The 23,252-nt window shown below is 47.9% G+C and carries 23 protein-coding genes; 22 read left to right on the top strand and 1 reads right to left on the bottom strand.

Going from position 1 to position 23,252, the window contains the following annotated elements; all coding sequences use genetic code 11:
- Positions 1-404 precede the first annotated feature (404 nt).
- From Q0389_RS08360 to Q0389_RS08310, 11 genes are all read left to right on the top strand, one after another.
- The gene (locus Q0389_RS08360; protein ID WP_298693451.1) at positions 405-2,093 is read left to right on the top strand and encodes a nickel-dependent hydrogenase large subunit; all 1,689 of its coding nucleotides are present in this window, start codon (positions 405-407) and stop codon (positions 2,091-2,093) included.
- Positions 2,094-2,138: 45 nt separating this feature from the next.
- Positions 2,139-2,732, top strand: a complete 594-nt coding sequence (locus tag Q0389_RS08355; protein WP_298693450.1) for a TetR/AcrR family transcriptional regulator — start codon at positions 2,139-2,141, stop codon at positions 2,730-2,732.
- Entirely contained in the window at positions 2,713-3,609 is an 897-nt protein-coding gene (locus Q0389_RS08350) for a hydrogenase (protein WP_298693449.1), read from the top strand. Before Q0389_RS08355 ends, Q0389_RS08350 begins: the two co-directional genes overlap by 20 nt.
- Complete coding sequence (locus Q0389_RS08345; protein WP_298693448.1) at positions 3,596-4,903, top strand: nickel-dependent hydrogenase large subunit; 1,308 nt, start codon at positions 3,596-3,598, stop codon at positions 4,901-4,903. Before Q0389_RS08350 ends, Q0389_RS08345 begins: the two co-directional genes overlap by 14 nt.
- Before the next feature lie 179 nt (positions 4,904-5,082).
- Positions 5,083-6,321: a hydrogenase small subunit gene (locus tag Q0389_RS08340; RefSeq protein WP_298693446.1), complete on the top strand. Its 1,239-nt coding sequence runs from the start codon at positions 5,083-5,085 to the stop codon at positions 6,319-6,321.
- Positions 6,314-8,089 (top strand): nickel-dependent hydrogenase large subunit, encoded by a 1,776-nt coding sequence (locus Q0389_RS08335; RefSeq protein ID WP_298693444.1) that lies wholly within the window; start codon positions 6,314-6,316, stop codon positions 8,087-8,089. Before Q0389_RS08340 ends, Q0389_RS08335 begins: the two co-directional genes overlap by 8 nt.
- Before the next feature lie 10 nt (positions 8,090-8,099).
- On the top strand, positions 8,100-8,804 hold the full coding sequence (locus Q0389_RS08330) for a cytochrome b/b6 domain-containing protein (protein ID WP_298693443.1): 705 nt from the start codon (positions 8,100-8,102) through the stop codon (positions 8,802-8,804).
- 139 nt (positions 8,805-8,943) lie between these two features.
- Positions 8,944-10,866 (top strand): hypothetical protein, encoded by a 1,923-nt coding sequence (locus tag Q0389_RS08325; RefSeq protein ID WP_298693442.1) that lies wholly within the window; start codon positions 8,944-8,946, stop codon positions 10,864-10,866.
- Positions 10,850-13,108: a carbamoyltransferase HypF gene (gene hypF, locus Q0389_RS08320; RefSeq protein WP_298693441.1), complete on the top strand. Its 2,259-nt coding sequence runs from the start codon at positions 10,850-10,852 to the stop codon at positions 13,106-13,108. The genes Q0389_RS08325 and hypF overlap by 17 nt, the downstream gene beginning before the upstream one ends.
- Complete coding sequence (locus tag Q0389_RS08315) at positions 13,098-13,655, top strand: hydrogenase maturation protease (RefSeq protein WP_298693440.1); 558 nt, start codon at positions 13,098-13,100, stop codon at positions 13,653-13,655. Before hypF ends, Q0389_RS08315 begins: the two co-directional genes overlap by 11 nt.
- A gap of 3 nt (positions 13,656-13,658) precedes the next feature.
- Positions 13,659-14,213: a HyaD/HybD family hydrogenase maturation endopeptidase gene (locus Q0389_RS08310; protein ID WP_298693438.1), complete on the top strand. Its 555-nt coding sequence runs from the start codon at positions 13,659-13,661 to the stop codon at positions 14,211-14,213.
- Here Q0389_RS08310 and Q0389_RS08305 read toward each other — a convergent pair.
- Positions 14,173-14,772 (bottom strand): transposase, encoded by a 600-nt coding sequence (locus tag Q0389_RS08305; protein WP_298693437.1) that lies wholly within the window; start codon positions 14,770-14,772, stop codon positions 14,173-14,175. The genes Q0389_RS08310 and Q0389_RS08305 overlap by 41 nt on opposite strands.
- A 197-nt stretch (positions 14,773-14,969) precedes the next feature.
- On the opposite strand from Q0389_RS08305, the gene cbiM reads away from it, so the two are divergent.
- The 11 genes from cbiM to Q0389_RS08250 form a co-directional block, all read left to right on the top strand.
- Entirely contained in the window at positions 14,970-15,638 is a 669-nt protein-coding gene (cbiM, locus tag Q0389_RS08300; RefSeq protein WP_298693435.1) for a cobalt transporter CbiM, read from the top strand.
- Entirely contained in the window at positions 15,635-15,937 is a 303-nt protein-coding gene (locus Q0389_RS08295; protein ID WP_298693433.1) for a PDGLE domain-containing protein, read from the top strand. The genes cbiM and Q0389_RS08295 overlap by 4 nt, the downstream gene beginning before the upstream one ends.
- On the top strand, positions 15,927-16,475 hold the full coding sequence (locus Q0389_RS08290; RefSeq protein WP_298693432.1) for a hypothetical protein: 549 nt from the start codon (positions 15,927-15,929) through the stop codon (positions 16,473-16,475). Before Q0389_RS08295 ends, Q0389_RS08290 begins: the two co-directional genes overlap by 11 nt.
- Positions 16,468-17,178 (top strand): ABC transporter ATP-binding protein, encoded by a 711-nt coding sequence (locus Q0389_RS08285; RefSeq protein ID WP_298693431.1) that lies wholly within the window; start codon positions 16,468-16,470, stop codon positions 17,176-17,178. The genes Q0389_RS08290 and Q0389_RS08285 overlap by 8 nt, the downstream gene beginning before the upstream one ends.
- Before the next feature lie 118 nt (positions 17,179-17,296).
- Positions 17,297-18,175 carry a hydrogenase nickel incorporation protein HypB gene (hypB, locus tag Q0389_RS08280; protein ID WP_298693430.1) on the top strand — a complete coding sequence of 293 codons (879 nt, stop codon included), beginning with the start codon at positions 17,297-17,299 and terminating at the stop codon, positions 18,173-18,175.
- Between the two features lie 2 nt (positions 18,176-18,177).
- On the top strand, positions 18,178-18,471 hold the full coding sequence (locus tag Q0389_RS08275) for a HypC/HybG/HupF family hydrogenase formation chaperone (RefSeq protein WP_298693429.1): 294 nt from the start codon (positions 18,178-18,180) through the stop codon (positions 18,469-18,471).
- The gene (gene hypD / locus Q0389_RS08270) at positions 18,468-19,589 is read left to right on the top strand and encodes a hydrogenase formation protein HypD (protein ID WP_298693428.1); all 1,122 of its coding nucleotides are present in this window, start codon (positions 18,468-18,470) and stop codon (positions 19,587-19,589) included. Before Q0389_RS08275 ends, hypD begins: the two co-directional genes overlap by 4 nt.
- Entirely contained in the window at positions 19,586-20,578 is a 993-nt protein-coding gene (hypE, locus tag Q0389_RS08265) for a hydrogenase expression/formation protein HypE (protein ID WP_298693426.1), read from the top strand. Before hypD ends, hypE begins: the two co-directional genes overlap by 4 nt.
- A 94-nt stretch (positions 20,579-20,672) precedes the next feature.
- The gene (hypA, locus tag Q0389_RS08260) at positions 20,673-21,014 is read left to right on the top strand and encodes a hydrogenase maturation nickel metallochaperone HypA (protein WP_298693424.1); all 342 of its coding nucleotides are present in this window, start codon (positions 20,673-20,675) and stop codon (positions 21,012-21,014) included.
- Positions 21,015-21,016: 2 nt separating this feature from the next.
- Positions 21,017-21,766 carry a DUF695 domain-containing protein gene (locus Q0389_RS08255; RefSeq protein ID WP_298693422.1) on the top strand — a complete coding sequence of 250 codons (750 nt, stop codon included), beginning with the start codon at positions 21,017-21,019 and terminating at the stop codon, positions 21,764-21,766.
- Positions 21,767-21,865: 99 nt separating this feature from the next.
- Positions 21,866-23,252 (top strand): FAD/NAD(P)-binding oxidoreductase (locus Q0389_RS08250; protein ID WP_298693421.1); only part of this gene is annotated, 1,387 nt, incomplete at its 3' end.

Below are 23,252 nucleotides of genomic sequence, written 5' to 3'. Positions count from 1 at the left end.
CCACCGAGATCTACACTCTTTCCCTACACGACGCTCTTCCGATCTGATCAATATCGTCGGAACCCTGCTGCAATACATTATGTTCGATGAGTTTCCGAAACTCGATGCCAATAATCGTCCCGAATGGGCATACGGGTTCCGCGTTCACGATAACTGTGAACGCAGAGGCCATTACGATGCCGATGAATTCGTCCGCGAGTGGGGTGATGAGGGGGCGAAGAAAGGGTGGTGCCTTTTTGAAATGGGATGCAAAGGGCCCTACGCCGATTTGAACTGCTCGCTCGTGAAGTTTAACGAAGGGACGAGTTGGCCGGTACAGGCGGGTCACGGATGTTTCGCCTGCGGTCAGGGAAAAATCGCGTTTGACAGCTACGCAAATAATCGTAAATTGCCGGAGGGAACTCATGAAGAGTGAGACAAAAAAAATAATTATTGACCCGATTACCCGAATCGAAGGACACCTGCGGATCGAGGTCGAGATTGACGAGAATAACGTCATCACCGAAGCGTGGGCATCGGGACAGCTTTTTCGGGGAATCGAGACGATTTTACGCGGGCGTGATCCCCGTGATTCGGGTTTGATCGCCCAGCGTATTTGCGGAGTGTGCACGAATGTCCATTATCGTGCCTCGATCAGTGCGGTGGAAGCGGCCTACGGCATCGAAATCCCCCGTAACGCCGAAATTATCCGTAACCTCGTGACCCTCTCCTTGTTCGTACAGGATCATATCGTCCACTATTATCATCTCCATTCGCTCGATTTCGTCGATGTTACGGGGGCGCTTGCCGCCGATTGTACCAAGGCGGCGAAAGATGCACAGATGTGGAGCGAGCATCCGTATCGCAATTCCGATGGCCATCTCGAAGCGATCAAAGAGAAGCTGGAGGGGTTCGTCAATGCGGGACGGTTGGGATTGTTTGCCAACGGCTATTGGGGACATGACGCCTATCGTCTGAGCCCCGAAGAGAATCTGGTACACATGAACCACTATCTCGAAGCATTGCGGATTCAGCGCGAACTTTCCAAAGCCGTTGCGATTTTTGCCGGAAAAACACCGCACCCGCAGAACCTCGTCGTAGGTGGAGTGACGAGCGTCGCCGATATGTTGAATCCTCAGCGTCTGAACGACTTTTTATTTATTATCAAAGAGGTACGGGATTTTATCGAACGCGCTTATATCCCTGATACCCTGATGCTCGTCAATGCTTACCGTGACTCGATCAAAGCAGGAGAGGGACGTGCCGTCGGGAATTTCATGTGCTGCGGCGGATACCGATTCGGAAAAGATCGGTATCTATTTGAGGACGGTGTAATCAAAGGGCATGATTTCGACTCTATCGAGCCCTTTGACGCGGCTAAAATCACCGAAGAGGCATCCCGCTCGTGGTATGAAAACGATGCACCTCTCTCTCCGTATGAGGGGGATACGACGCCGTTTTATACCGATTTGAACGAGGACGGATCGCTTAAAACCGAGGGGAAATACACGTGGGTAAAAGCGCCGAGATATGACGGCAATGTCATGGAAGTGGGACCGTTGGCTCGCATGATTGTCGGGTATGCAAAACATTCTCCGGTGATTCGCCCCTATATGGAGCGCTTTATGAAACGTTCCGGTATGGAGTTGATCGATTTTTCGACGACGGTAGGGCGTAATGCGGCGCGGGCGGTAGAAGCACAGATCTGCTGCGATTATCTTTTCGATACGATGAGCGATTTGATCGAAAACATTAAGTACTACGATGAGACGACATGGACGAAGTACATGTTCGAAGAGTTGCCGCACGAGGCAAAAGGGGCAGGAATCTTCGAAGTGCCGCGCGGGGTGCTTGGACATTTCGTCCGGATCGAAGAGTCAAAAATCGCCAACTACCAAGCCGTCGTTCCGACGACGTGGAACGCTTCGCCCAAAGGTACCAAAGAGGGGCGCGGGGCGTATGAGGAGTCGTTGATCGGTATTAAACTCGCCGATCCTTCGGCCCCATTGGAAGTTTTGCGTGCGGTTCATTCGTTCGATCCGTGCCTGGCCTGTGCGGTTCATATAATCGATGCGAGCGGAAAGGAACTTTCACACTATAAAATTCTGAATTAGTATTCGCTATAATTATGCCAACGAATTTCGCTAAGGAATCAAAAGTTGGCACGCTTAAGCAAAGAAGAACGTAAAATTTCGATCATGACAAAAGCACTCGAACTCTTTTCCAAAGAGGGCTTTTATCAGACGACTATGCCGATTATCGCTTCGACGATAGGGATGAGTGTCGGGAATCTTTACAACTATTTTGCTTCGAAAGAGATGCTGGCAAAAGATCTTATCGTCTATATCGCCGGTATCCTCGGAGAAGAGATCCGCCGTATAAACGAGAGTTCCGAAACGACCCGTGAGAAGATCGGTGCAATCGTCCATATGTATTTTAAAATTGCACACGAACGTCCCGAAACGATCGAATATTTCTTACGGGTCTACCTCTCCAATCGGGAGGTTTTTCAAAACTGCTGCGAAGGGATGATCTGCGTCTCCCCTTTTGTCACCGAACTCATGATCTTTTTTGAAGAGGGGGTTCGCGCAGGAGAATTGCGCGATCAAGATTTTTTCAGTGCATTCGGTCTTTTCATGGGTTATTTGGGCGGAATGGTCTTTTTAAACGGGGAGAAAATCCTCCCTAAAGCGCTCGAAGAGTATGAAGCTTCGATAGCCGAAAACATCTACAATGCCCTCAAAACCGTCTAAACTTCGCCTTATCTGGCTGCAGGGGATCACCTGTAACGGCAATACCCACTCTTTTTTAAACGACCCCTCTCTGAAAACATTGATGGAAACGGTAGAATTTCTCCACCATCCGCTACTACCGTGTACGATGAGCTTGAAACAGTTGGTCAAAAAGCTTCCCAAATCGGATATTCTCATTTTCGAGGGGGCCTATCGAAACGATTTTGAACGTGCCGGTGTAGCGATGGAAGTGCTGCTCAGGGAGTTGTCCCAAAAAACGAAACACGTGATCGCGATGGGGAGTTGTGCCAGCTTCGGCGGTATTTTAAAAGAAGCTGAACCAGACCGTATCAGCGGTATATTGTATGATAAAGAGACGATGAGAGGGCCTTTAAAAGAATTAGCGGAAAAAGTCATTCTCCTCAGCGGCTGTCCGGCCCATCCGAAATGGCTGAGTTTTACGATCGAGATGATCCGATTGGGGAAAAAGATCCTCCTTGACGATTTGCACCGTCCCAAAGAGCTTTACGGCTATCTTGTCCACAACGGATGTCTGCGAAACGAGTATTTTGAATGGAAAGTCGACAGCGACACGTTTGGAATGAAAGAGGGATGTTTGTTTTATGGTCAAGGGTGTCAGGGGCCGTTTACACACGGTAGCTGCAATAAAATATTGTGGAATGAGATCAGTTCCAAAACCCGATCGGGGAGCCCGTGTTTCGGATGTACGGAACCGGCTTTTCCCAAAAAAGATCTTTTCACGACGAAAACCTATATGTCGATTCCGGCAGAGATGCCTTTGGGGGTTCCGAAACGGAGTTATCTTGCATTGGCAGGTGCGGCAAAATCGTTTCATATCAAGCGGCTTGAAGAGAGGTTGATCGATGATAACGCATGAGTTGATCGAGCGGATCGAAGGGGAAGCGGTTATTGATTTTCGCTCGGATAAAAGCGGATCGATTCAAGAAGCAACGATACGTTTTCTCCATTTTCGGGGGATGGAAGCAATCTTGGAAAACCGGCCTGCGCTGGACGCATTGGTTATTACTCCCAGAGTCTGCGGTATCTGCGGACATTCGCACCTCATTGCTGCGGCAAGGATGCTGGAGTCCGTATATAAAAACAGAAAGATCAAAATTTCCCTCAGCCTTAAAGCTGAAAAAATTCGGGAGATTACCCGTATCTGTGAGATTCTTCAAAACCACCTCAAATGGCTCTATCTTGTGATGCTTCAAGAGAGTGCTAAAATAGTGGGATCAGAACCTCCATGTGCTTTGAAAGCCCTTTATATTTCATCCAAGATTAATCAAATAGCCGCGTTATTTTCAGGCCAATGGCCTCACAGTTCGTATGCACTCCCCGGAGGAGTGACGTGCGACCCGACCCACATCGAGGTGATGCAGGCTCTATCTCTCCTCTCAGAGGTGGAACGGTTTGTAGAAGAAGAGGTGTTAGGTAGCCGGAGCGAACGGTTTTCCGAAAAGATGGAGCCGAATGATCTATTGTCGTTAAAAGGAGACTTCGGGACTCTTTTACGTAATTTTGAACAATTAGAGCTTTTGGATCAGGGGAGAAGCCATGGACGGTTTTTGGTACTTGGCGAGCATAATTCTACGCTCTCTTCATATATTACGGATTCAAAAAAAGCAGATTCGGATTTTTCTTTGGTGCATGAAGACGATTCTCGAACCTTTGCGCGGGGAGGGACGACGTATGCTAAAAATGCTTTATATGACGGGGAGTTTGTTGAGACAGGGCCGCTTGCACGTGCACTTGCACTCGCACGTCCGACGGTAAGAGAATTATTTAGCCGTTATGGCGATTGCGCATTTACCCGTATCACTGCCCGAATGGATGAGGTGGTTTATCTCACGGCTCACGTTCGATCGCTCCTTTCTACGCTCGAACTGAGAGAAGCCTCGTTTTTCGTCCCCCCTCCGATTGAAAACCTTAGCGGAGAGGGGATCGGTATCGTCGAAGCGCCGCGAGGTTCTTTAATCCATAAAGCCCGTATAGAGAAGGGAAAAATTATGGAATATACTATTATTACTCCGACACAGTGGAATTTAGGCAACGGTACGGCTCAATCGCCCGGAATCGCCCAAAAAGCGATGATCGGCATAGGGGGTATCGCAAAAGCCTCGCTTATTTTCCGGACTTTCGATGTTTGCTCCGTTTGTACGACACACTAACGTTTTTTTCTTTTAAAATAAGAAAAACTTTTATGAAAGGTGCTCTTTAACGTACCGTTTTAGTCCTAAAAATAGATAACAAAATATATTTTTAACATAAGTTTTATCTTTTAAATATTCGTTTAAGTTATCCAGACGTACAATACTGAACAACCATTCATTACATTGAGGAGGGGATCATGTCCGATAAAGTAGAAGCAGTCAAAAAACTGTTTACTTCGAAAAGTTCGCGTATTGAAACAAATAAGGGTGATACGTATTACCAAGACCTGTTTCAAAAATGTGAAGCACGTCTAAATGAGTTACGTTCGGCAACGCCGGCAAACAGACTCGATTTTACCGATCTTTTAGAAGAGAACGGGATTGACAGACGGGAATTTATGAAATGGGCGAGCGCAACGACAGCGATGTTGATGCTCCCTCCTATGTTTACACCCCTTGTTGCCGATGCGGCAGTATTGATGAACCGTGCTCCGGTCGTTTGGCTGGAACTGCAAGACTGTGCGGGTAACTCTGAAGCGCTTTTGCGTGCAGACGGACCGAAAATCGATGAGATCGTACTGGATATCATCTCATTGGAATACCATGAAACCCTTCAGGCGGCATCCGGTTTTCAAGCTGAAAAACAGCTTGATGAAGCGATGGAACATTTCAAAGGAAAATATCTCCTGTTCGTAGAAGGTTCGATCCCTATGGGAATGAATGGACAATACGGAACCATCGGTGCAAGCGGAGAAACGTTCCATGATCACCTCGTACGTTGTGCCGAAAATGCTGCGGCTGTTATCGCTGTCGGTGCCTGTGCTACGTTCGGAGGTATTCCGGCAGCTGCTCCGAATCCGACCGAAGCGGTAGGGGTTATGGATGTCGTCAAAAATAAACCGTTGATCAATATCCCGGCATGTCCGGCCAATCCGGCAAATATGGTCGGTGTTGTTTTGCATTATGTTTTGACAGGTCAAGTACCTGAACTTGATTCATTGCTACGTCCTAAATTCGCATTCGGTTACCGTATCCATGACAACTGTGAACGCCGTGCACACTTCGATGCGGGTGAATACGTCGAAGAGTGGGGTGATGTCGGTGCTCAAAACAACTTCTGTCTCTACAAAATGGGATGTAAAGGTCCTATGACATTTAACAACTGTTCGATCGTCCGTTATAACGAAGCGGTCAACTGGCCTATCGGAGTAGGGCGCGGATGTATCGGGTGTTCTGAACCTGATTTCTGGGATAAATACGCGTATGAACGCCCGATGGCAAACGCAAAAATCAAAGCACCGACCGGCGGTGTAGAGAAAACGGTTGACGAATTCGGTTTGGGTATGTTGACCGCCGCCGGAATCGGTATTGGAATCCATGCAGCAGCGAGTGCCGTAGCTGGTAAACGAGAAAATTCAGGAGAAAGCCATGAGTAAACATATTGTAGTTGACCCTATTACCCGTATCGAAGGGCATTTGCGCATCGAGGCGGTTATCGATGATAACAACACCATCGTAGATGCGTACAGCGCCTCGACGATGTTCCGCGGAATCGAGACGATTTTACAAGGGCGCGATCCACGCGACTGCGGTCTTTTGGCAATGCGTATCTGCGGCGTATGTACCGGTACCCACTATCAACGCTCTATCGAAGCGGTAGAAGATGCGTTCAAAATCACGATTCCTAAAAATGCCCGTATCGTTCGTAACCTGATCCAAGGTGCGTTGTATGTACATGACCACGTCGTCCACTTTTATCATCTTCATGCGCTTGACTTTGTCGATGTCGTATCCGCACTTTCGGCAGACCCGGCAAAAACAGCGGCAGAAGCACGCAAATGGGCAGCCGTTGCGGGTGAAGCTCCGTATATCGACGGTGAGGGCGAATTCAAAGCGATCCAAGACCGTGTTGCAAAATTTGTAAAACAAGGGCGTCTGGGAATTTTCGGAAACGGTTACTGGGGTAACAACCATTATAAATTAACGCCGGAACAAAATCTGATCGGTGTGGCACACTACCTTCAAGCATTGGATATCCAACGCGATTTGGCAAAAATGCAAGCGATTTTCGGGGGTAAAAACCCGCATCCGCAAAGTATCGTCGTCGGCGGGGTAACCTGTGTTCAGGATATCCAAAATCCTGCCCGTATCGCATTGTTCAAATCATTGCTTCTTGCGGGACGCAAATTTGTTAAACAAGCGTATCTTCCGGATGTCTATATGGCCGGAACAATGTATGCCGGAGAAGCAACCGATTCGAAAGCGACATTTACCGAGCTTATGGCGGGCAAAGGTGTCGGCGGAACCGGCGGCGGATTATTGAACTATATGAGCTACGGTGATTTCCGTTTGGATGATACCGGTTTTTACAAATCGGCGCTTCTCTTCCCGAGCGGTGTTGTTTACGGCGGTGACATCACAAAAGTAGCCGATGTCGATCAGGCAAAAATCGCGGAAGATGTAACGCACTCATGGTATAAAGGGGATAAACCTCTTCACCCGTATGAAGGGCAAACGATTCCGGAATATACCGGTCTTGACAAACGTTCAGACGGTATCGCATACTTGAAAACCAAAGAGAAATACAGCTGGATTAAAACGCCTATCTATAACGATACCCGTGTTGAAGTAGGGCCGTTGGCACGTATGGTTGTCGGGGTTGCACGTAAAGACGAACGTATTACCAAATACGTGACGGAATTTTTGCAACGCGGAAACCTTCCGATCGCGGTATTGTTCAGTACGGTCGGACGTACGGCAGCCCGTGCCATCGAGACGAATCTTATGGCAGACGTCATGGTCGAATGGGTCGATGAACTCGCGGCAAACGTCCTTGCCGGAGATAAAAGCACATGGACTGAATTCAATTTCGACGAAGTAAGTGTCAGTACTAAAGGTATGGGGCTTGCGGAAGCACCGCGCGGTTCATTGGGTCACTGGGTACGCATCGAAGACGGAAAAGTAGCGAACTACCAAGCCGTCGTACCGTCTACATGGAATGCGGGACCGCGTGACTACAAAGGGCGTATGGGTGCATACGAGGCAAGTCTGATCGGAACGAAAGTCGCCAATCCGGAGCAGCCGCTTGAGATTATCCGTACCATCCACAGTTTTGACCCGTGTATCGCTTGTGCGGTACACGTTGTCGATACCAAAGGTAAAGAGCTTGCTGTTTACAAAGTAGATACCTCTTGCAGTATCTAAGGAGTCAGTTATGAAACAGGGGTATAAACAAGTCAAACGTATGACACCCGCAATGCGTATCATCCACTGGGTGAACGCATTTTCGATGATCGGGGCTGTCATTACGGGGCTCTATATCGGTCATCCGTATTATCAAACATTTATTGCCGACGGTGCAGTCGACAAATATGTAATGGCATGGAACCGTTACGGTCACTTTATCATTGCGATCATTTTTGACGTCACATCGGTCATAATCGCGTATCTTTACTTTTTCAGCCGGTTTGAAAAGCCGTATAAGAAGATTATTCCAAACGGCAAAAATATTTCCGAGTTTAAAGCGGTACTCGTCAATCTGTTGACGCTGAACCGTAAAAAAGAGTTCGATTCATCGCATGCGGACAGTTTCAATACCGTCTACTTTACGATTTTTCATCTTTTATTGATCTGGATGCTTTTGACCGGTCTACAAATGTACGTTCACGGTTTGGAAGCGGGTGTTAGTTCTATCGGTGCTTGGTGGCCGTGGATGTTGCATGTCGCGACGGATTGGACGATTGCAGCAACGGGCGGAACACTGATGGATGTTCGTATTTCACACCACTATACGATGTGGTTTATTATCTGCTGGGTAGTATTTCACATCTACTATCAAGTATGGAGAACCATTTTCTGGAAAGAAGCGGATATCGCGATCGTTATCGGCGGTTCAAAATTTGTGAAAGAAAACGACTAAAGTCTCTCTTCTCTCAATATAAAATGCAGGGTGGATTTTATTCCGCCGTGCAAAAAAATCCAAACTTTTTTACTATATTTTTCATACCTTCCCTACGGGGAATCGATGAAAGGTATAGTGATTTTTTTGAAGGATACTTATGGCATTTACGTTGGAGCTGACGAGCGAATTCGCTCAGCCTTATATTAAAAATTATGTAATTTCTATCATACGCTCTTTTGGGATCAATGCTCTCGTCCATCAGAAAAAAGGGAAGATCATCTGCGCATTTGAGAGCAAGCATGAGAAACTCCAGGCATGTCTCGGCGCAATCGGAGATATGTTGCCGGCTTCGTGTTTTATGAGCAAAAGCGATTTTTACGATATTGAGGGGGAACCGGAGAGCCTTCCGGACTTCGAACCGGAATATCCGTTCTCTTTGGGTCTGTGCCCGAGTTGTCAAAAAGAGATGTTCGATCCCTCTTCAAAACGGTATTATTATCCGTTTACCCAGTGCAGCCACTGCGGCGGTCAATACGCTTTTTTCGACCATTATCCGTTTGAACGTGTCAATACGGCAATGTCGTATATCAAACCGTGTCCGACATGCGAAAAAGAGTCTGTCTCATTCGGAAGACGCGAAAAACAGGTTCTTAACTCATGCCATGAATGCGGAATTCCGGTTAAACTGATCCATAAAGGAAACGAGCGGTACGCAAACGATGCCGGGAGTTTTCGTACAATGTTCGAAGTTGCTGCCAAAGCACTGCGCGACGGTAAAAGCTTGTTGATGAAAACGACAATGGGATATCGCCTGTTCAAACGCAGCGAGCGTTTGGAAAGGGGAGAAACGTTAATGTTGGTCAATGCGATGAAGATTACCGACTACTGCTCTTTGATCAACGATGAGTTCAATGCGCTACTTAGCATCGAACGACCGATCCTTCACGTAGCACTCAAAGATGAAGCTTTGCGCACGACCTTCGGAGGAACCGTGAATGTGAAATATCCGGATGAGGGATTTTCGATTCTTTTGGGAAAAGAGCTGACCCTTCAGGAGATCGATTATATTGTCTATCGTGATTTGGAAGAGGCGTGCGAAGCCGATTTCGTGATGGACTTTGATTTAAACATCCATTCCCAAAAAGATATGCATCTGTTTATCAATAAAGAGATTCGGTTCATCACATCGGGCGAACGGGTCGCATTTCCTTCGCGTCTGCCGTATGGGACCGATACGCTGAGCATTGCCAACGGCCTGGTCGGGATCAAAGATGCAAACGGAATGCTCTTTGACCATATGGAACGTTTTACCTCCGCATCTACTCTCAAAGTCAATCAGCTCGAATCCGAGACGCCTGCGGTCGAATCGGCCAATTTTCATACGATGGCCGAGGATGAAGCTTCATTTATGTCGGTGATCGCCGAACACCATAAATTCGGGATAAAAACGGTCGGAGCTTATTTTCAGGGAGACCCTTCGTTTCTTTACTATGACGGTAAAAAAGTGATCCGGGTAGTCCCTCCGCACCCTTTCAATCCGGTCGGTCTCATCGATAAGATGGCTGCTTTGCGGGAAGGTTCGGATCGTTTGATCGACAATATCAAGACAAAATTTCCTGAAATCTACGAGTTGCTTCTAAAAATCGAATGCAGCGATGCGGATCTCTTTACGGCGACGGCAATGATTTTGGGACTCGAAGAACAAAGTTACGAAGGAGTTATGAAAGAGGCGTTAAAGTTCCTCGGCAAAGGAGGATTGCAGATCGATACGAAGGTCGAAGACAACCGTTTCAATCACGTCGCGTTTCTATCAAGCATCATCAGTTACCAAATGGCGGGGGTAGATTCAGTTTATTTGAGCTATTCTATCTTCGAATCGTTCGGTGACTATTTCAGTGAACTCATCACGGAAATCAAAGGGAAAACGAAAGCAACGGAAGTCGCATTGTGCGGTTCATATTTCGGCGGACAATCGCTCTTTAGCCGGATACAGAGGAATTTTAAAACAACTCCTGTGTTGATGAATGTGAACTATCCGATCGGGAAGGAAAATTGCGTTGTCGGTGGAGTCTTCATCTAATCAAAGTATCGCGCTTCTGATCAAAGGGATCGTACAGGGGGTCGGATTCCGGCCGTTTGTCTATCGTGAAGCCAAACGTTTGGGGCTCAAAGGGTTCGTTGCGAACACTCCCGAAGGGGTCATCATCGAAGCGCAGGGGAGCCAATGTTCTCTCTTTCTTGAAGCGCTGAGCGAAAATACGCCGATCAATGCCCGTATCGATTCGATAGAGATCCTCCCTTCAACTCCGGCCCATTATGATTCGTTTGAAATCCGCCGCAGTACACTGGGAGAGGGCAGTGTGGCAATTCCTCTGGATACCGCACTTTGCCCGGCATGTCAGGCTGAAATGGATGACCCCCGTAATCGCCGATATCAATACCCTTTTATCAACTGCACCGATTGCGGACCTCGCTATACGATCATCCAGATTCCCCCTTATGACCGTGTCCGCACTTCGATGAAACATTTTACGATGTGCGAAGCGTGTGAAGCCGAGTATAATGATCCCATGTCGCGCCGTTATCACGCCGAACCGATCAGCTGTCCCCAATGCGGGCCGAGCTTAACTTTCACAGATAACCTTGGTAACCCGATCGAGGGAGACCCCATTGAATCCGCGATCCGGATGCTGCAAGAGGGAAAAATCATCGCTTTAAAAGGATTGGGCGGATTTCATCTGATGTGCAGTGCCATTTCGGACGCGGCGGTAGAGGAACTCCGCCGTCGTAAACATCGGCGCGGAAAACCGCTGGCAGTGATGTTCCGCACTTTGGAACAGGTTCGTGAATATGCCTATGTGACGGACGATGAAGCCGTACTGATCGGCGGCAACATCAAACCGATCGTTGTCGTTACGGCGAAAGCGGATACCGAGCTCTCAAAGCATATCGCTCCGGAGATAGGAAGGATTGGTGTGTTTCTCCCTTATACCCCACTGCACCGACTGATATTTGAATCGATCGATTTTCCACTGGTAGCGACCAGTGCCAATGTCAGCGACGAGCCGATCATTGTCCGCAGAGAGGAGATCGTCCGTCGTCTGGGCAATGTGGTGGACGGAATCTTGGATCATGACCGTTCTATCGTCAACGCTCTTGATGATACGGTGCTGCAAATCGCAGAGGGCAAAATCATCATGCTTCGGATGGGGCGGGGGTATGCACCCCATACCATTGCACTCTCTAAAACGGTACAGACTCCGGTCATGGCATTAGGGGCGCATCAAAAAAGCGCTATTGCACTGGGGACGGGGAATAACATGATCCTGAGCGGTCATATCGGCGATCTGGGGAGCGTGGAGGCAAATGAGTATTTTGAACGTACCGTACAGACGTTTAAACGGTTCTATGACATCGAACCGGCTTTTTTGAGTCATGATTTGCATCCGTTTTACACCACAACCCAGTATGCGTCCGAGCAAAAAAAAGCGCATTCAGGACTTCAGCATCATTATGCCCATATTCTCGCGTGCATGGCGGAATACGACTTACAAGAGAAAGTACTCGGATTTGCGTTTGACGGTACCGGATACGGGGAAGACGGGAGCCTCTGGGGCGGGGAAGTATTGATCGCCGATCTTCATACGTATGAACGGATCGGTTATCTGAAACCTGTGGCCTTGCTGGGAGGAGACAAAGCGATTAAAGAGCCCAGACGGGTGGCATTGTCCTTGTTATTTGAACACTACAGCCTTGAAGAAGTTTTGGCCCTTTCATCGCCGACAACGGATGCTTTTTTACCGCACGAAATACGCCAACTACACCATGTATGGCTGAAAAAACTCAATGCTCCGCTGAGCAGTTCGATAGGACGGTTGTTTGACGCGGTCGCATCATTGGGAGGATTTATCCAAACCCTGGACTACGAAGGGCAGGGGGGGATGATCATGGAAGCTTTTGTCGACGAATCGATCGAGGAGCCTTTTACGTTCGAGATAAAGGAGGGGGAAATCGATATCTCATCGATGGTTCCGGAAATCATTGAACTCTCGAAAACAGCCGCGGGAAAAACGGAAATTGCCAGCCGTTTCATTGTGACGGTTGCTGCGATGATAGAATACTTCGCCCGGCGTCATCCCGATTTTCCCGTCGTCATCGGAGGCGGTGTCTTTCAAAACCGGGCCCTGACGGCAAGCCTCTACCGCCGTTTTGCGAACCGGCGCTTTTATGCCCAGCAGGCAACTCCTCTCAACGACGGAGGAATCGCATTGGGGCAGCTATATTATGCAATACACAATTCAAAGGATAAGAATGGACGCTAAAGTCGCATTGATCGGATCAGGAAACGCTTTTTTTATGGATGAGGGGATAGGGCTGTATGCCGCCAAGTATCTGAAAGAAAATTTTACGTTTTCCCCCGCATTGGATATCGTCGATGGGGGAACACTTGGATTTTTACTGATGCCGCTGCTTCAAGAGTATGAATACGTCATTATTGCCAATACCGGCTCGGACGATTCCAAAGCGGTGGGAACGATCGATGTTCTCAGTGGAGATGCGCTGATCGAAAATCAGGGGATTAAAAAAACGGCCAATGAAGTGGAGATCACCGAGATGCTCCAAATCTGCTCGATGGCATCGCATTGCGCACATACGACGATGATCAGTATCGTACCCGAAGATATCATCAGCGTATGCGTCGACATTACCCCCGCCTTGCGCAGTCATTGGGACGGGTATATTCAAACGATTATCGACGAATTGGCAAAATGCGGACTGAGTGCGACGCCGAAAACCGACATAATGAGTCTGGATGAGATATTAGAGCAGTTTGCCAATCCGAGTCTGGAACACGGTAAAGGGTTTTAAATAATGACTCGTATAGTTGTTTTAGGGGTGGGAAACGTATTGGAAGAAGATGACGGCATCGGCATTTATGCCGCGGCCTATCTGAACGCCAATTATGATTTTTCCGATACGCTGCAAATCATTAACGGCGGGGTCGAGGGGATCAATCTGCTGAACCTTTTTTTGGAAAACGACCGTATTATCATCCTCGATACGATCAATCTGGACGATGAACCCGGAAGCATCTACAACATTCCCTCCTCGGAACTAAGCGGTTACGGTCTGAACAGCGGCGGTGCCCATGAAGTCGGAGTGATGCAGTGCCTGGATATGATTGAACTTATGGGGTATCCTTTGCCCGAATCGAATGTTATGGGGATTATTCCGGCGCGTATCACGTTTCATATGGGGCTGAGCCCGGAATTGAGTGAACGGTTTGATATCTATATAAAAACAGTTATAAACTACCTAAAAACTATTGAGCTGGAGATGGTCGAAAAAGAAAAGATGCGTACGCTTTCCGAGATAATCGATACGTTTAAATATCCGTCCCATTCGACGGATGAAAATAGAGGGTAGTAATAATTTTTTCCCGTATCGCATAGGAAAAATTGAATTTGAATTCGGCTTCTTTGAGATAGTAGGGGAAAAATTCGTTGCTGACCCCTTTGTAGGGGATGATAAACGATTCGAAAAAATTCCAGAACCGGGTGATCGTGTTGTAGCGTTCGGAGACTTTGATAATTTTGCTCGTCCGCATGAATTTGGAAAACTCTTTGTAGTATAAATCTTCCAGATTGTCGGCCAAGAATTGGTGCTTATACATATTGAGCGAGGGCATCAGGATATTGTAGACCCGGTCACCGTAAGCAAACGTCAAAAAGTTATGGGAATCGAAAATCGCCTCTTTTTTCGTCCGTTTCGATTTTTCGAGATAGACATACTCTTCGTATTGAGATTCCCCGCTGCGGAACTGTTCGTATTGTGTTTCGCAGTATTCGGCGCTCAGATAACGGAATTTCTGAAAATATTTGGATACGGTCGCATAGGTCAGTCCCGTTTTTTTGGCGGCGGAGAGGGCATTTTCGTCTCTGCAAAAATAGAATATCAGTTTTTGAATTTGCCGTATTCTCTCCAAACTGTACTTTTTTTTACAGCGGCTGCATTTAACGGAGCCTTCTTTCAGACGGTAAAGAGGCGCTGAACAGTAGAAACAGGACTCTTGAGCCGATTTTGGTTCCATTTTTATCCAAGAAATACTTTTTTTAAAGTTGATTATAGTAAAAGTATCTATAATTATTTCTAAACTGAACAAGGATTCATAAAGGAGAAGTTATGCATATACCGGACGGCTTTATATCCCCTTCTACGTATCTTACCGCAAGTGTTGTCGCGATACCGTTACTGATGGTAGCCTTCAAAAAAATGAAAGAAGCGATTAATGACGAATCGTTTGCGCTTCTCTCATCGTTGAGTGCATTTTCGTTCGTCGTGATGATGTTTAATATCCCGATTCCGGGGGGAACCAGCGGGCATGCGATCGGAGCCGCGATTCTAGCGATACTGTTCGGGCCGTGGGTCGCTGCATTTTGTATTTCACTGACACTGTTTATACAGGCTCTGATTTTCGGGGACGGGGGGCTTAGCGTATTTGCCGTCAACTCTTTGGCAATGGGCTTTACCGCTTCGTTCAGTGCATTTTATATCCATAAAATGCTTAAAGAGAGACTCAATAATAACGTGGTGTTGTTTTTGGCGGGATGGAGCGGTATCGTCGCAGCATCGGTCGTGGTAGCCGTAGCATTGGGCATTCAACCGCTATTAGGGGTTGATGCGATGGGGCATCCCATCTATTTTCCGTTCGGTTTAAATGTGACGATACCTGCGGTCGTCGGTTCGCATATGCTGTTTTTCGGCGTGGCGGAAGGATTGGCTACAATGTTGGTTCTGCGGTTTGTCGAGAAAATCAAAAACCTGACTGTACATAAAGAGGTAGTGTTATGAGTAAAAATGGAAAATATTTATTGGCTTTCATTCTTGTACTGATCGCGTTGACGCCGTTAGGTCTTATCGCAGAAGGGCCGGCATGGGGTGAATGGAGCATTGAAGAGATTCAGGCAATGGTAGGATACGTACCGCATTCCATCGCAAATGCCAAACCGTTTGTTGAAGCGGTCATTCCCGATTACGAAATCGGCGGACTTGGCGCTTTGGCGTCGACATGGGTCAGCGCCCTTATCGGTGCAGGTTTGGTATTTATGGTGATGGTAGGAATCAAAAAATCGGTAAAACGTGCAAGCTAAAGTTTTATTTGCCCTTTACATCGGTGCATTGATCTTTATATCGACGTTGAAAAGCTATGAGCCGCTTTTGGCAGTTTTAATTATATTGATGGCAGTGTCGGGAAAATCGGTTTTTGCATTAGCACGCAAATCGTTGATACTGGTAGCGTTGTTCTCGGCAGTCATTACACTGAGTTATGCCCTGACGCTGTATCTTCAGCATCAGCCGTTTTGGCACTATGTGCTGACCGTCAATTTGCGTTCGTTCGATATGATCTTTTTGACGTTGCTGTTCACGGCCAGAGTCAATGTCTATGAAGCGGTGGCTTTTTCCAAAGATTTGAGCTTTCTGCTGGTTTTGAGCGTTTCAAAAATCATGACGATGCAAAGAGCCTATGCCGATTATACGGATGCGCTTAAATCACGCACACTCAAAAAACCGACCCGCCATCAGATTTACGATTATCTGGGATCGGCAATCGCAGGATTCTTGGATAAAAACATCCGTGAGGGGAAAGAGAATTTTGAAGCGATGCAGTCGAGAGGGTTTCATGTTTAGAGCGGAAAACGTCACCCTCATGCGCGATGAGAACACCGTGTTTGAAAATCTGAACCTGCATATCGGTGCAGGTGAAAAGGTGGTGCTGCTCGGGGTCAACGGCAGCGGCAAAAGCACCCTGCTGAAAATGTTGAACGGCTTGGTCTTTCCCGAGAGCGGAAAACTGTTTTTTGAAGAATATCAACTGACAAAGAGGGGATTAAAAGAGAAGAAACTCAATGAATATTTTAGAAAAAGCGTCGGACTTGTCTTCCAAAATATCGATGCGATGCTCTTTAACCCGAGTGTTTACGATGAGATCGCCTTCGGTTCCCGTCAGTTGGAGTACGCCGATACCGATGCGAGAGTGCGCAATTATGCTGAACTGTTCGGTCTGACGCCGTATTTGCAAAGCGTACCGTTCAAACTCAGCGGTGGGCAAAAACAAAAACTGGTTCTTGCGTGCGTTATGTCGCTTTCGCCGAAGGCACTGTTGCTCGATGAACCGACCAGTGCGCTTGACCCCGCGAGTACCGCCCGTTTTTTGGATATGATCGCGGCATTGAACATCACGACCGTAACGGCAACCCATAATCTGGCGATTGCGCCGAGATTGGGGGATAGGACGATTATTCTGGATGAAAGAGGTACGATCTTATACGACGGGACAAGTGAAAATGCTTATGAAATCGATTTGCTCACACGAGCCGGACTCATAATCTAATAAATCTTTCGCATTTATGCGAAAAGCTTTAGGGGGATGCAAGGGACAAATGTGTCCCTGCTATCCAAACAGGCTTTGCCGGTTTGGATATATTAAATAAAATAAAAAGGAAAGAACTATGTGCAAAGATTGCGGATGCTCCATTACAACAAATCACCATCAACACGGACATACCCACGTCGATGAATTCGGCAGAGAATATACCCATGTACACGATCATGAGCATGATGACGGAGAACATGCTCACGAGAGCGGGCATCATCATCACCATCACGATGAAGAGGAATACTCCCATGCCCATCAGGCGGCGCATGAGACGCTACATCACAATCCGCAGCTCAACGATGCCAAGACGATCTCGGTCATCAAAAAGATTCTGGATAAGAACGATCAAGAAGCGTACCATAACCGCGAACACTTCAATGAACACGGAGTCTTGGCGATCAATCTGATGAGCTCTCCCGGCAGCGGAAAAACAACGCTTTTGGAAAAAATGGCCGCTTTGGCTCCGTTTAAATACGGGGTCGTCGAAGGGGATTTGGAGACGAGCCGCGATGCCGACCGCCTCAAAGCGGTTGGGGTCGAAGCGGTACAGATTCAGACCGGAAGTGCCTGCCATCTGGATGCGTTTATGGTTCATAAAGGATTGCATGATCTGCCGTTGGAGCCTTTGGATGTCTGTTTCATCGAAAATGTCGGGAACCTCGTTTGCCCGGCGAGCTACGATGTCGGATCGCATCTGAACATCGTCCTGGTTTCGATTCCGGAAGGGGAGGATAAAATCGCCAAGTATCCGGTGATGTTCCGAGCCGCCGATCTGATCCTCATCACTAAAACTGATCTCCTGCCGTATTTCAAATACGATATCGAGCGCGAAAAAGCCGAAGCACGAAAGATCAAACCGAACGTTGATATTCTGGAAGTGAACATCAATGACGAAGCATCGATTAAACGGGTGATCGAATGGATCGAATTTAAACGAAAGATGAGAGCGTAACCATGTGTTTATCTATACCTTCAAAAGTGGTCAAAATCGATACGGAGCAAAACATTGCGACTGTTGATACGATGGGAGTTCAGCGGATTGCCGGGCTGGATTTGATGGAAGAGGGATCGGTGCAAGTGGGCGATTACGTCTTGCTGCATATCGGATTCATTATGAACAAGATCGATGAAGAGGATGCCCTCGAATCGCTGAGGGTCTATCAGGAGATTTTAGAAAAACTCGATGAGGAAGAGCGGCGGCAGATGGTGCTTGAGGATGACAATTGCCCGAGCAGAGAAGCGCCATGAGTACACTGCAACTCAAAGACCTTTATGACGGGTTCCGTGATCCGGACGTTATCAAAGGGTATCAAAAACTGATTGCGGAAGATGCTCAAAAGCTTGCCCATCCGATCAATATCATGGAGGTGTGCGGGGGACATACCCATACCATCATGAAGTACGGTATTTTGCAGCTGCTGCCTGAGAATATCAAATTCGTCCACGGACCAGGTTGCCCCGTGTGCATTATGCCCAAAGAGCGGATCGATCATGCCTATGTTTTGAGTCAGCAGCCTGATGTGATACTGGTCACATTGGGCGACATGATCAAAGTGCCCGGCAGCAGCGGCTCTTTGCAGGACGCCAGAGCCAAGGGGGCGGATGTCCGTTTCGTCTATTCGCCGCTCGATTGTCTGAAAATCGCGAGGGAGAATCCCGATAAAACGGTGATCTTCTTTGCCATCGGGTTCGAGACGACGACTCCGATGAGCGCCGCTTTTTTGGATACGGTGATCAAGGAAGAGATACCCAATATCCTTTTGCATCTCAATCACGTCACCGTACCCGAACCGATGCGCGCGCTCATCAGCGATGAAGCGTGCATCATCGATGCGTTTTTGGGGCCTTCCCACGTCAGCGTCATCAGCGGGAGCAAGATATACGAAGAGTTCCCCCGCGACTGGGGCAAACCGGTCGTCGTCAGCGGATTCGAACCGGTGGATGTGATGCAGTCGATCAGTATGATCGTCAAACAGTTCATCGAAAACCGATGCGAACTCGAAGTGGAATACCATCGTGCCGTATCGCGCGAGGGGAATCTCAAAGCGCAGGCAATGGTCGAGAAATATTTTCACAAAGTCGATTTTAGATGGCGGGGGCTGGGGGATATTCCCCAAAGCGGTCTGGGGCTGCGAGAGGAATACGATCGCTACAATGCCGAGAAGATTTATGATGCCATCTTGCCGAAAGAGGAGATCGACGATCACAAGCTCTGTATCTGCGGTGATATCCTAAAAGGAAAAGCGACTCCTCCGCAATGTACGATTTTCGGTACCGCGTGCAAACCGTCCACCCCTGTCGGAAGCTGTATGGTCAGTTCCGAGGGGGCATGTGCCGCCTATTATAAGTATGGGAACTTGCTATGAATAAAACAATAACCCTTGCCCAAGGCAACGGCGGCGAAGAGAACAACGAGCTTATTAAAAAGGTGTTTTATAAAGCCTTTAAAAACGAGATTTTAGAGCGCAGTGAAGATGCGGCGGTGATTGGAAATCTGGCGATGACGACTGATAGCTTTACGGTGAGTCCGCTCTTTTTTGCGGGGGCGGATATCGGCAAACTCGCCGTGTGCGGTACGTGCAATGACCTGGCGATGATGGGGGCACAGCCGAAGTATTTGACGTGCAGCGTCATCATCGAAGAGGGGTTTGAGATCGAATCGCTGGAGCGGATCGTCGAGAGTATGAGACGCGAGCTTGAGATAAACGGTGCTGTCGTCGTCAGCGGCGATACCAAAGTCGTCCCGAAGGGGAGTGTAGACAAACTCTTTATCAATACTACGGGGCTGGGTGAAATCATCTGTGAGGGGATCAGTTCGAACAATATCACCGAAGAAGATGTCATCCTCATCAATCGCGACATCGGATGCCACGGCTCAACGATCTTCGCCGCACGCGAGGGGATCGAGATGGACAGTACGCTTCGATCCGACTGTAACTCTCTCTACCCGCAGGTCAAAGCACTTTTGGATGCGGGAATTCGGATCACGGCGATGCGCGATGCGACCCGCGGAGGTGTCGCGGCGGTACTTAATGAATGGGCGAGACAATCAAATGTCTGCATCGAAGTGGAAGAAGAAAACATCCCCGTGAGCGATGAGGTCAAGGGGATCTGCGAGATGCTGGGATTCGAAGCGACGGCACTGGCAAATGAGGGGACATTTGTCTTGGCGGTACACCGGGAGGATGCGGATAAAGCGATCGGGATTCTCAAAGGGTTCGACGTTTGTTCCATGGCTTCGGCGGTAGGACATGTGAGCCAAAAATATCCGCAAAAAGTGATCCTGAAAAGCGCATGGGGAACATCGCGCTTTTTAGAGACCCCAAGCGGCGAGTTATTGCCGAGAATATGTTAGACAATAACTCCGCCTCGTAAGAGGCTAGCTTTAGTAGCCTAAGCGGCAAGCGTAGCTATCGGGATGTATTCCGATAGCGTCAAAAGGAAATGGTATGCACGAATACTCGATTGTTCAGGCGCTGTTGACCCAGTGTGAGGATATTGCAAAAGAAAACGAAGCCGAGAAAGTGACAAAAATCGTTGTCAAAATCGGCAAGATGAGCGGTGTCGAACCCCATCTGCTCGAAATCGCATTTAATACATTTAAAGAAAAAACCGTATGTGACGGCGCCGATTTTGTGATGAACGTGCAGCCGCTGACCATAGAATGTAACGGATGCGGGACGGTCACGGTACTCGAAGAGATTTTTTACAAATGCCCCGAGTGTGAAAGTCTGGACGTCAAAGTGGTTGACGGCGAAGATATGTTTTTAATGTCGTTGGAAATGGAGTAAAGATGCAAGAATATTGGGAACTGTATATGAAGCAGATCGACGGGAATGTCGCGTCGGTCCTGTTTAACGCCGGGATTTCGCACGAGCTTCCGAGTGAAGACAAATGGTATGTCGGTTTTATCAAACTCAAAATGAATCATCCCGACGGACGGGGGATGATCAGCACCGATGAAGAGGCACAGCTCAGTTTCATCGAGGACAAGATCGAAATGGAGTCGTTACGCTACCGGATCGGTACGTATGTCGGCAGAATCGTCAGTAACGGAGAGATCACCTTTGTCTATTATCTCAAACACGATTTTGAATGGCCGGATGTCGTAGCGGCGGCGATGAAAGAGTTTGAAAACTACAGTTATGAGTACGGCTCGAAAATGGATATGGAGTGGGAGATTTACCAAAAACTTTTATTTCCGACGGCGCTAGAGTGGCAGATTATCCAAAATCATAAAGTATGCGACCGTTTGAAAGAGCAGGGCGATTCGCTTCATCTTCCCCGAGCGATCGAACACAAGGCCTATTTCGAGACGGCCGAAGCGCGGGATGCCTTTATCGCAATGATCGAAGAGGAAGCGTTTCGGGTCAAAGATTTTGTCGAACACAGTGAACAAACCCATATGTGCGGAGTGAGTTTTTACCGTCAGGACAAGCCTTTTTATTACGATATCGATACATTGACGCTCCATCTGATCGAAATCGCAGGGCGGTTCGAGGGGGCATACGACGGTTGGGAGAGCAGCGTCGTTAAAATTTAATAAAAAAACGCTGAAAACACATTCACTTTTAAGAAAGTTTAATCTATTCGCAGAGATAATGAGGATAGCAATGAAACCGACAATTTGAAAGGGATACTAATGAATTACGATGAGATCATGAAAAAAGTGAAAGAAAATGAGGGGCTCTCGCGTCGTGATGCCTTGAAAATGATGGCCTTGTCGCCGGTTGCCGCATCGGTATTGGCAAGCAGCGCCGCACCGACAACGGCGGAAGCCTCATCGGATGCCAAAGGTAAAGTGGTCATTGTCGGTGGAGGCGGCGGTGCGTTGATGGTTCTTTCGCGTCTGCGCAGAGCACTCTCCAATCCCGATATTACTATCATCGCACCTAATGAAAAACATGTTTATCAGCCGGGACAAATCTTTGTCGCTGCGGGCGAATACGAGCCGGAAGATATTATTTTCGACAATACCGGTTATATCGGAGACGATGTAACATGGATCAAAGACGAAGTCGAAACGTTTGATCCGGACAATAACAAACTGATGACGAAAAAAGGGACCGAAGTTGCGTACGACTATCTTGTCGTCGCTACCGGAGTCCAATACCACTATGAACAAATCGAAGGATTGACCGCCGATATGCTCGGTCAACACGGTATCGCCAGTGTCTATCAAAGCGATTTGGCTGCCGGAACGGCGGTCGGAGCAACAATTACACGTGATTGGTTCAATGCGTTGCACGAAGCGGCAAAAACCTCTAAACCACGTGTTATTTGTACGCAACCGGCTACTCCGCTCAAATGTGGCGGTGCACCGCAAAAAATCCTCTATCTCAGCGACGATTTCCTCAAACGGGATAGTTTGAGTGCGGAATTTACCTTTGCGACGGCGGGTGAAAAACTTTTCAGCTTGCCGGAAATTGATGCCGCCTTGCATAAAGTGCAAGAAGGGTACGGTAATATCACCAATAAATTCGGACATAATCTGATTGCCATCGATGCCGAGAAAAAACAGGCAACCTTCCTGCATAAATACCAAGAACAGGGCGAATACGATAAGGACCTCGAAGAATACGATATGATCGATAAAGAGGAAAACGTCGTGATGGAATACGATTTCATCCATATCGTCCCTCCGACCGCCGCAGTCGATGCGGTTGCGAACTCTCCGCTTGCTTGGCAGAAAGGTTCGGCAAAAGGGTGGCTGGAAGTGGATCGCGAAACACTCCAGCACCGTCGTTACAAAAATGTGTTCGGTATCGGAGACGTATGTGGGATTCCGATCGGTAAGACAGGGGGAAGCGCTCGACATCAGGGGCCGATCGTCGTCGGTAATCTGATTTCGGTAATGGAAGGGAAAGAAGGGACCAAAAAATTCGACGGGTATACTGTTTGCCCGTTGAAAGTCTCGTATGGCGAGATTATTATGGCGGAGTTCAATTATGACGGATTAGCTCCATCATTCCCGCTTGATCCGGCAAAACCGAGATGGTTATGGTGGGCATTCGACCTTTATGTGCTGC

The sequence above is a fragment of the uncultured Sulfuricurvum sp. genome (genome assembly GCF_937936435.1).
In the GTDB taxonomy this organism is placed as follows: domain Bacteria; phylum Campylobacterota; class Campylobacteria; order Campylobacterales; family Sulfurimonadaceae; genus Sulfuricurvum.
The sequence above is the reverse complement of the archived record's forward strand: the minus strand, read 5'-3'. Positions and strand labels throughout refer to the sequence as shown.

What these genes read in the sequence shown, in the direction of transcription:
- Q0389_RS08360 (WP_298693451.1), top strand. Translation starts at nt 405, where the DNA reads ATGAAGAGTGAGACAAAAAAAATAATTATTGACCCGATTACCCGAATC.
- Q0389_RS08350 (WP_298693449.1), top strand. Translation starts at nt 2,713, where the DNA reads ATGCCCTCAAAACCGTCTAAACTTCGCCTTATCTGGCTGCAGGGGATC.
- Q0389_RS08345 (WP_298693448.1), top strand. Translation starts at nt 3,596, where the DNA reads ATGATAACGCATGAGTTGATCGAGCGGATCGAAGGGGAAGCGGTTATT.
- Q0389_RS08340 (WP_298693446.1), top strand. Translation starts at nt 5,083, where the DNA reads ATGTCCGATAAAGTAGAAGCAGTCAAAAAACTGTTTACTTCGAAAAGT.
- Q0389_RS08335 (WP_298693444.1), top strand. Translation starts at nt 6,314, where the DNA reads ATGAGTAAACATATTGTAGTTGACCCTATTACCCGTATCGAAGGGCAT.
- Q0389_RS08330 (WP_298693443.1), top strand. Translation starts at nt 8,100, where the DNA reads ATGAAACAGGGGTATAAACAAGTCAAACGTATGACACCCGCAATGCGT.
- Q0389_RS08325 (WP_298693442.1), top strand. Translation starts at nt 8,944, where the DNA reads ATGGCATTTACGTTGGAGCTGACGAGCGAATTCGCTCAGCCTTATATT.
- Q0389_RS08315 (WP_298693440.1), top strand. Translation starts at nt 13,098, where the DNA reads ATGGACGCTAAAGTCGCATTGATCGGATCAGGAAACGCTTTTTTTATG.
- Q0389_RS08310 (WP_298693438.1), top strand. Translation starts at nt 13,659, where the DNA reads ATGACTCGTATAGTTGTTTTAGGGGTGGGAAACGTATTGGAAGAAGAT.
- cbiM (WP_298693435.1), top strand. Translation starts at nt 14,970, where the DNA reads ATGCATATACCGGACGGCTTTATATCCCCTTCTACGTATCTTACCGCA.
- Q0389_RS08295 (WP_298693433.1), top strand. Translation starts at nt 15,635, where the DNA reads ATGAGTAAAAATGGAAAATATTTATTGGCTTTCATTCTTGTACTGATC.
- Q0389_RS08285 (WP_298693431.1), top strand. Translation starts at nt 16,468, where the DNA reads ATGTTTAGAGCGGAAAACGTCACCCTCATGCGCGATGAGAACACCGTG.
- hypB (WP_298693430.1), top strand. Translation starts at nt 17,297, where the DNA reads ATGTGCAAAGATTGCGGATGCTCCATTACAACAAATCACCATCAACAC.
- Q0389_RS08275 (WP_298693429.1), top strand. Translation starts at nt 18,178, where the DNA reads ATGTGTTTATCTATACCTTCAAAAGTGGTCAAAATCGATACGGAGCAA.
- hypD (WP_298693428.1), top strand. Translation starts at nt 18,468, where the DNA reads ATGAGTACACTGCAACTCAAAGACCTTTATGACGGGTTCCGTGATCCG.
- hypE (WP_298693426.1), top strand. Translation starts at nt 19,586, where the DNA reads ATGAATAAAACAATAACCCTTGCCCAAGGCAACGGCGGCGAAGAGAAC.
- hypA (WP_298693424.1), top strand. Translation starts at nt 20,673, where the DNA reads ATGCACGAATACTCGATTGTTCAGGCGCTGTTGACCCAGTGTGAGGAT.
- Q0389_RS08255 (WP_298693422.1), top strand. Translation starts at nt 21,017, where the DNA reads ATGCAAGAATATTGGGAACTGTATATGAAGCAGATCGACGGGAATGTC.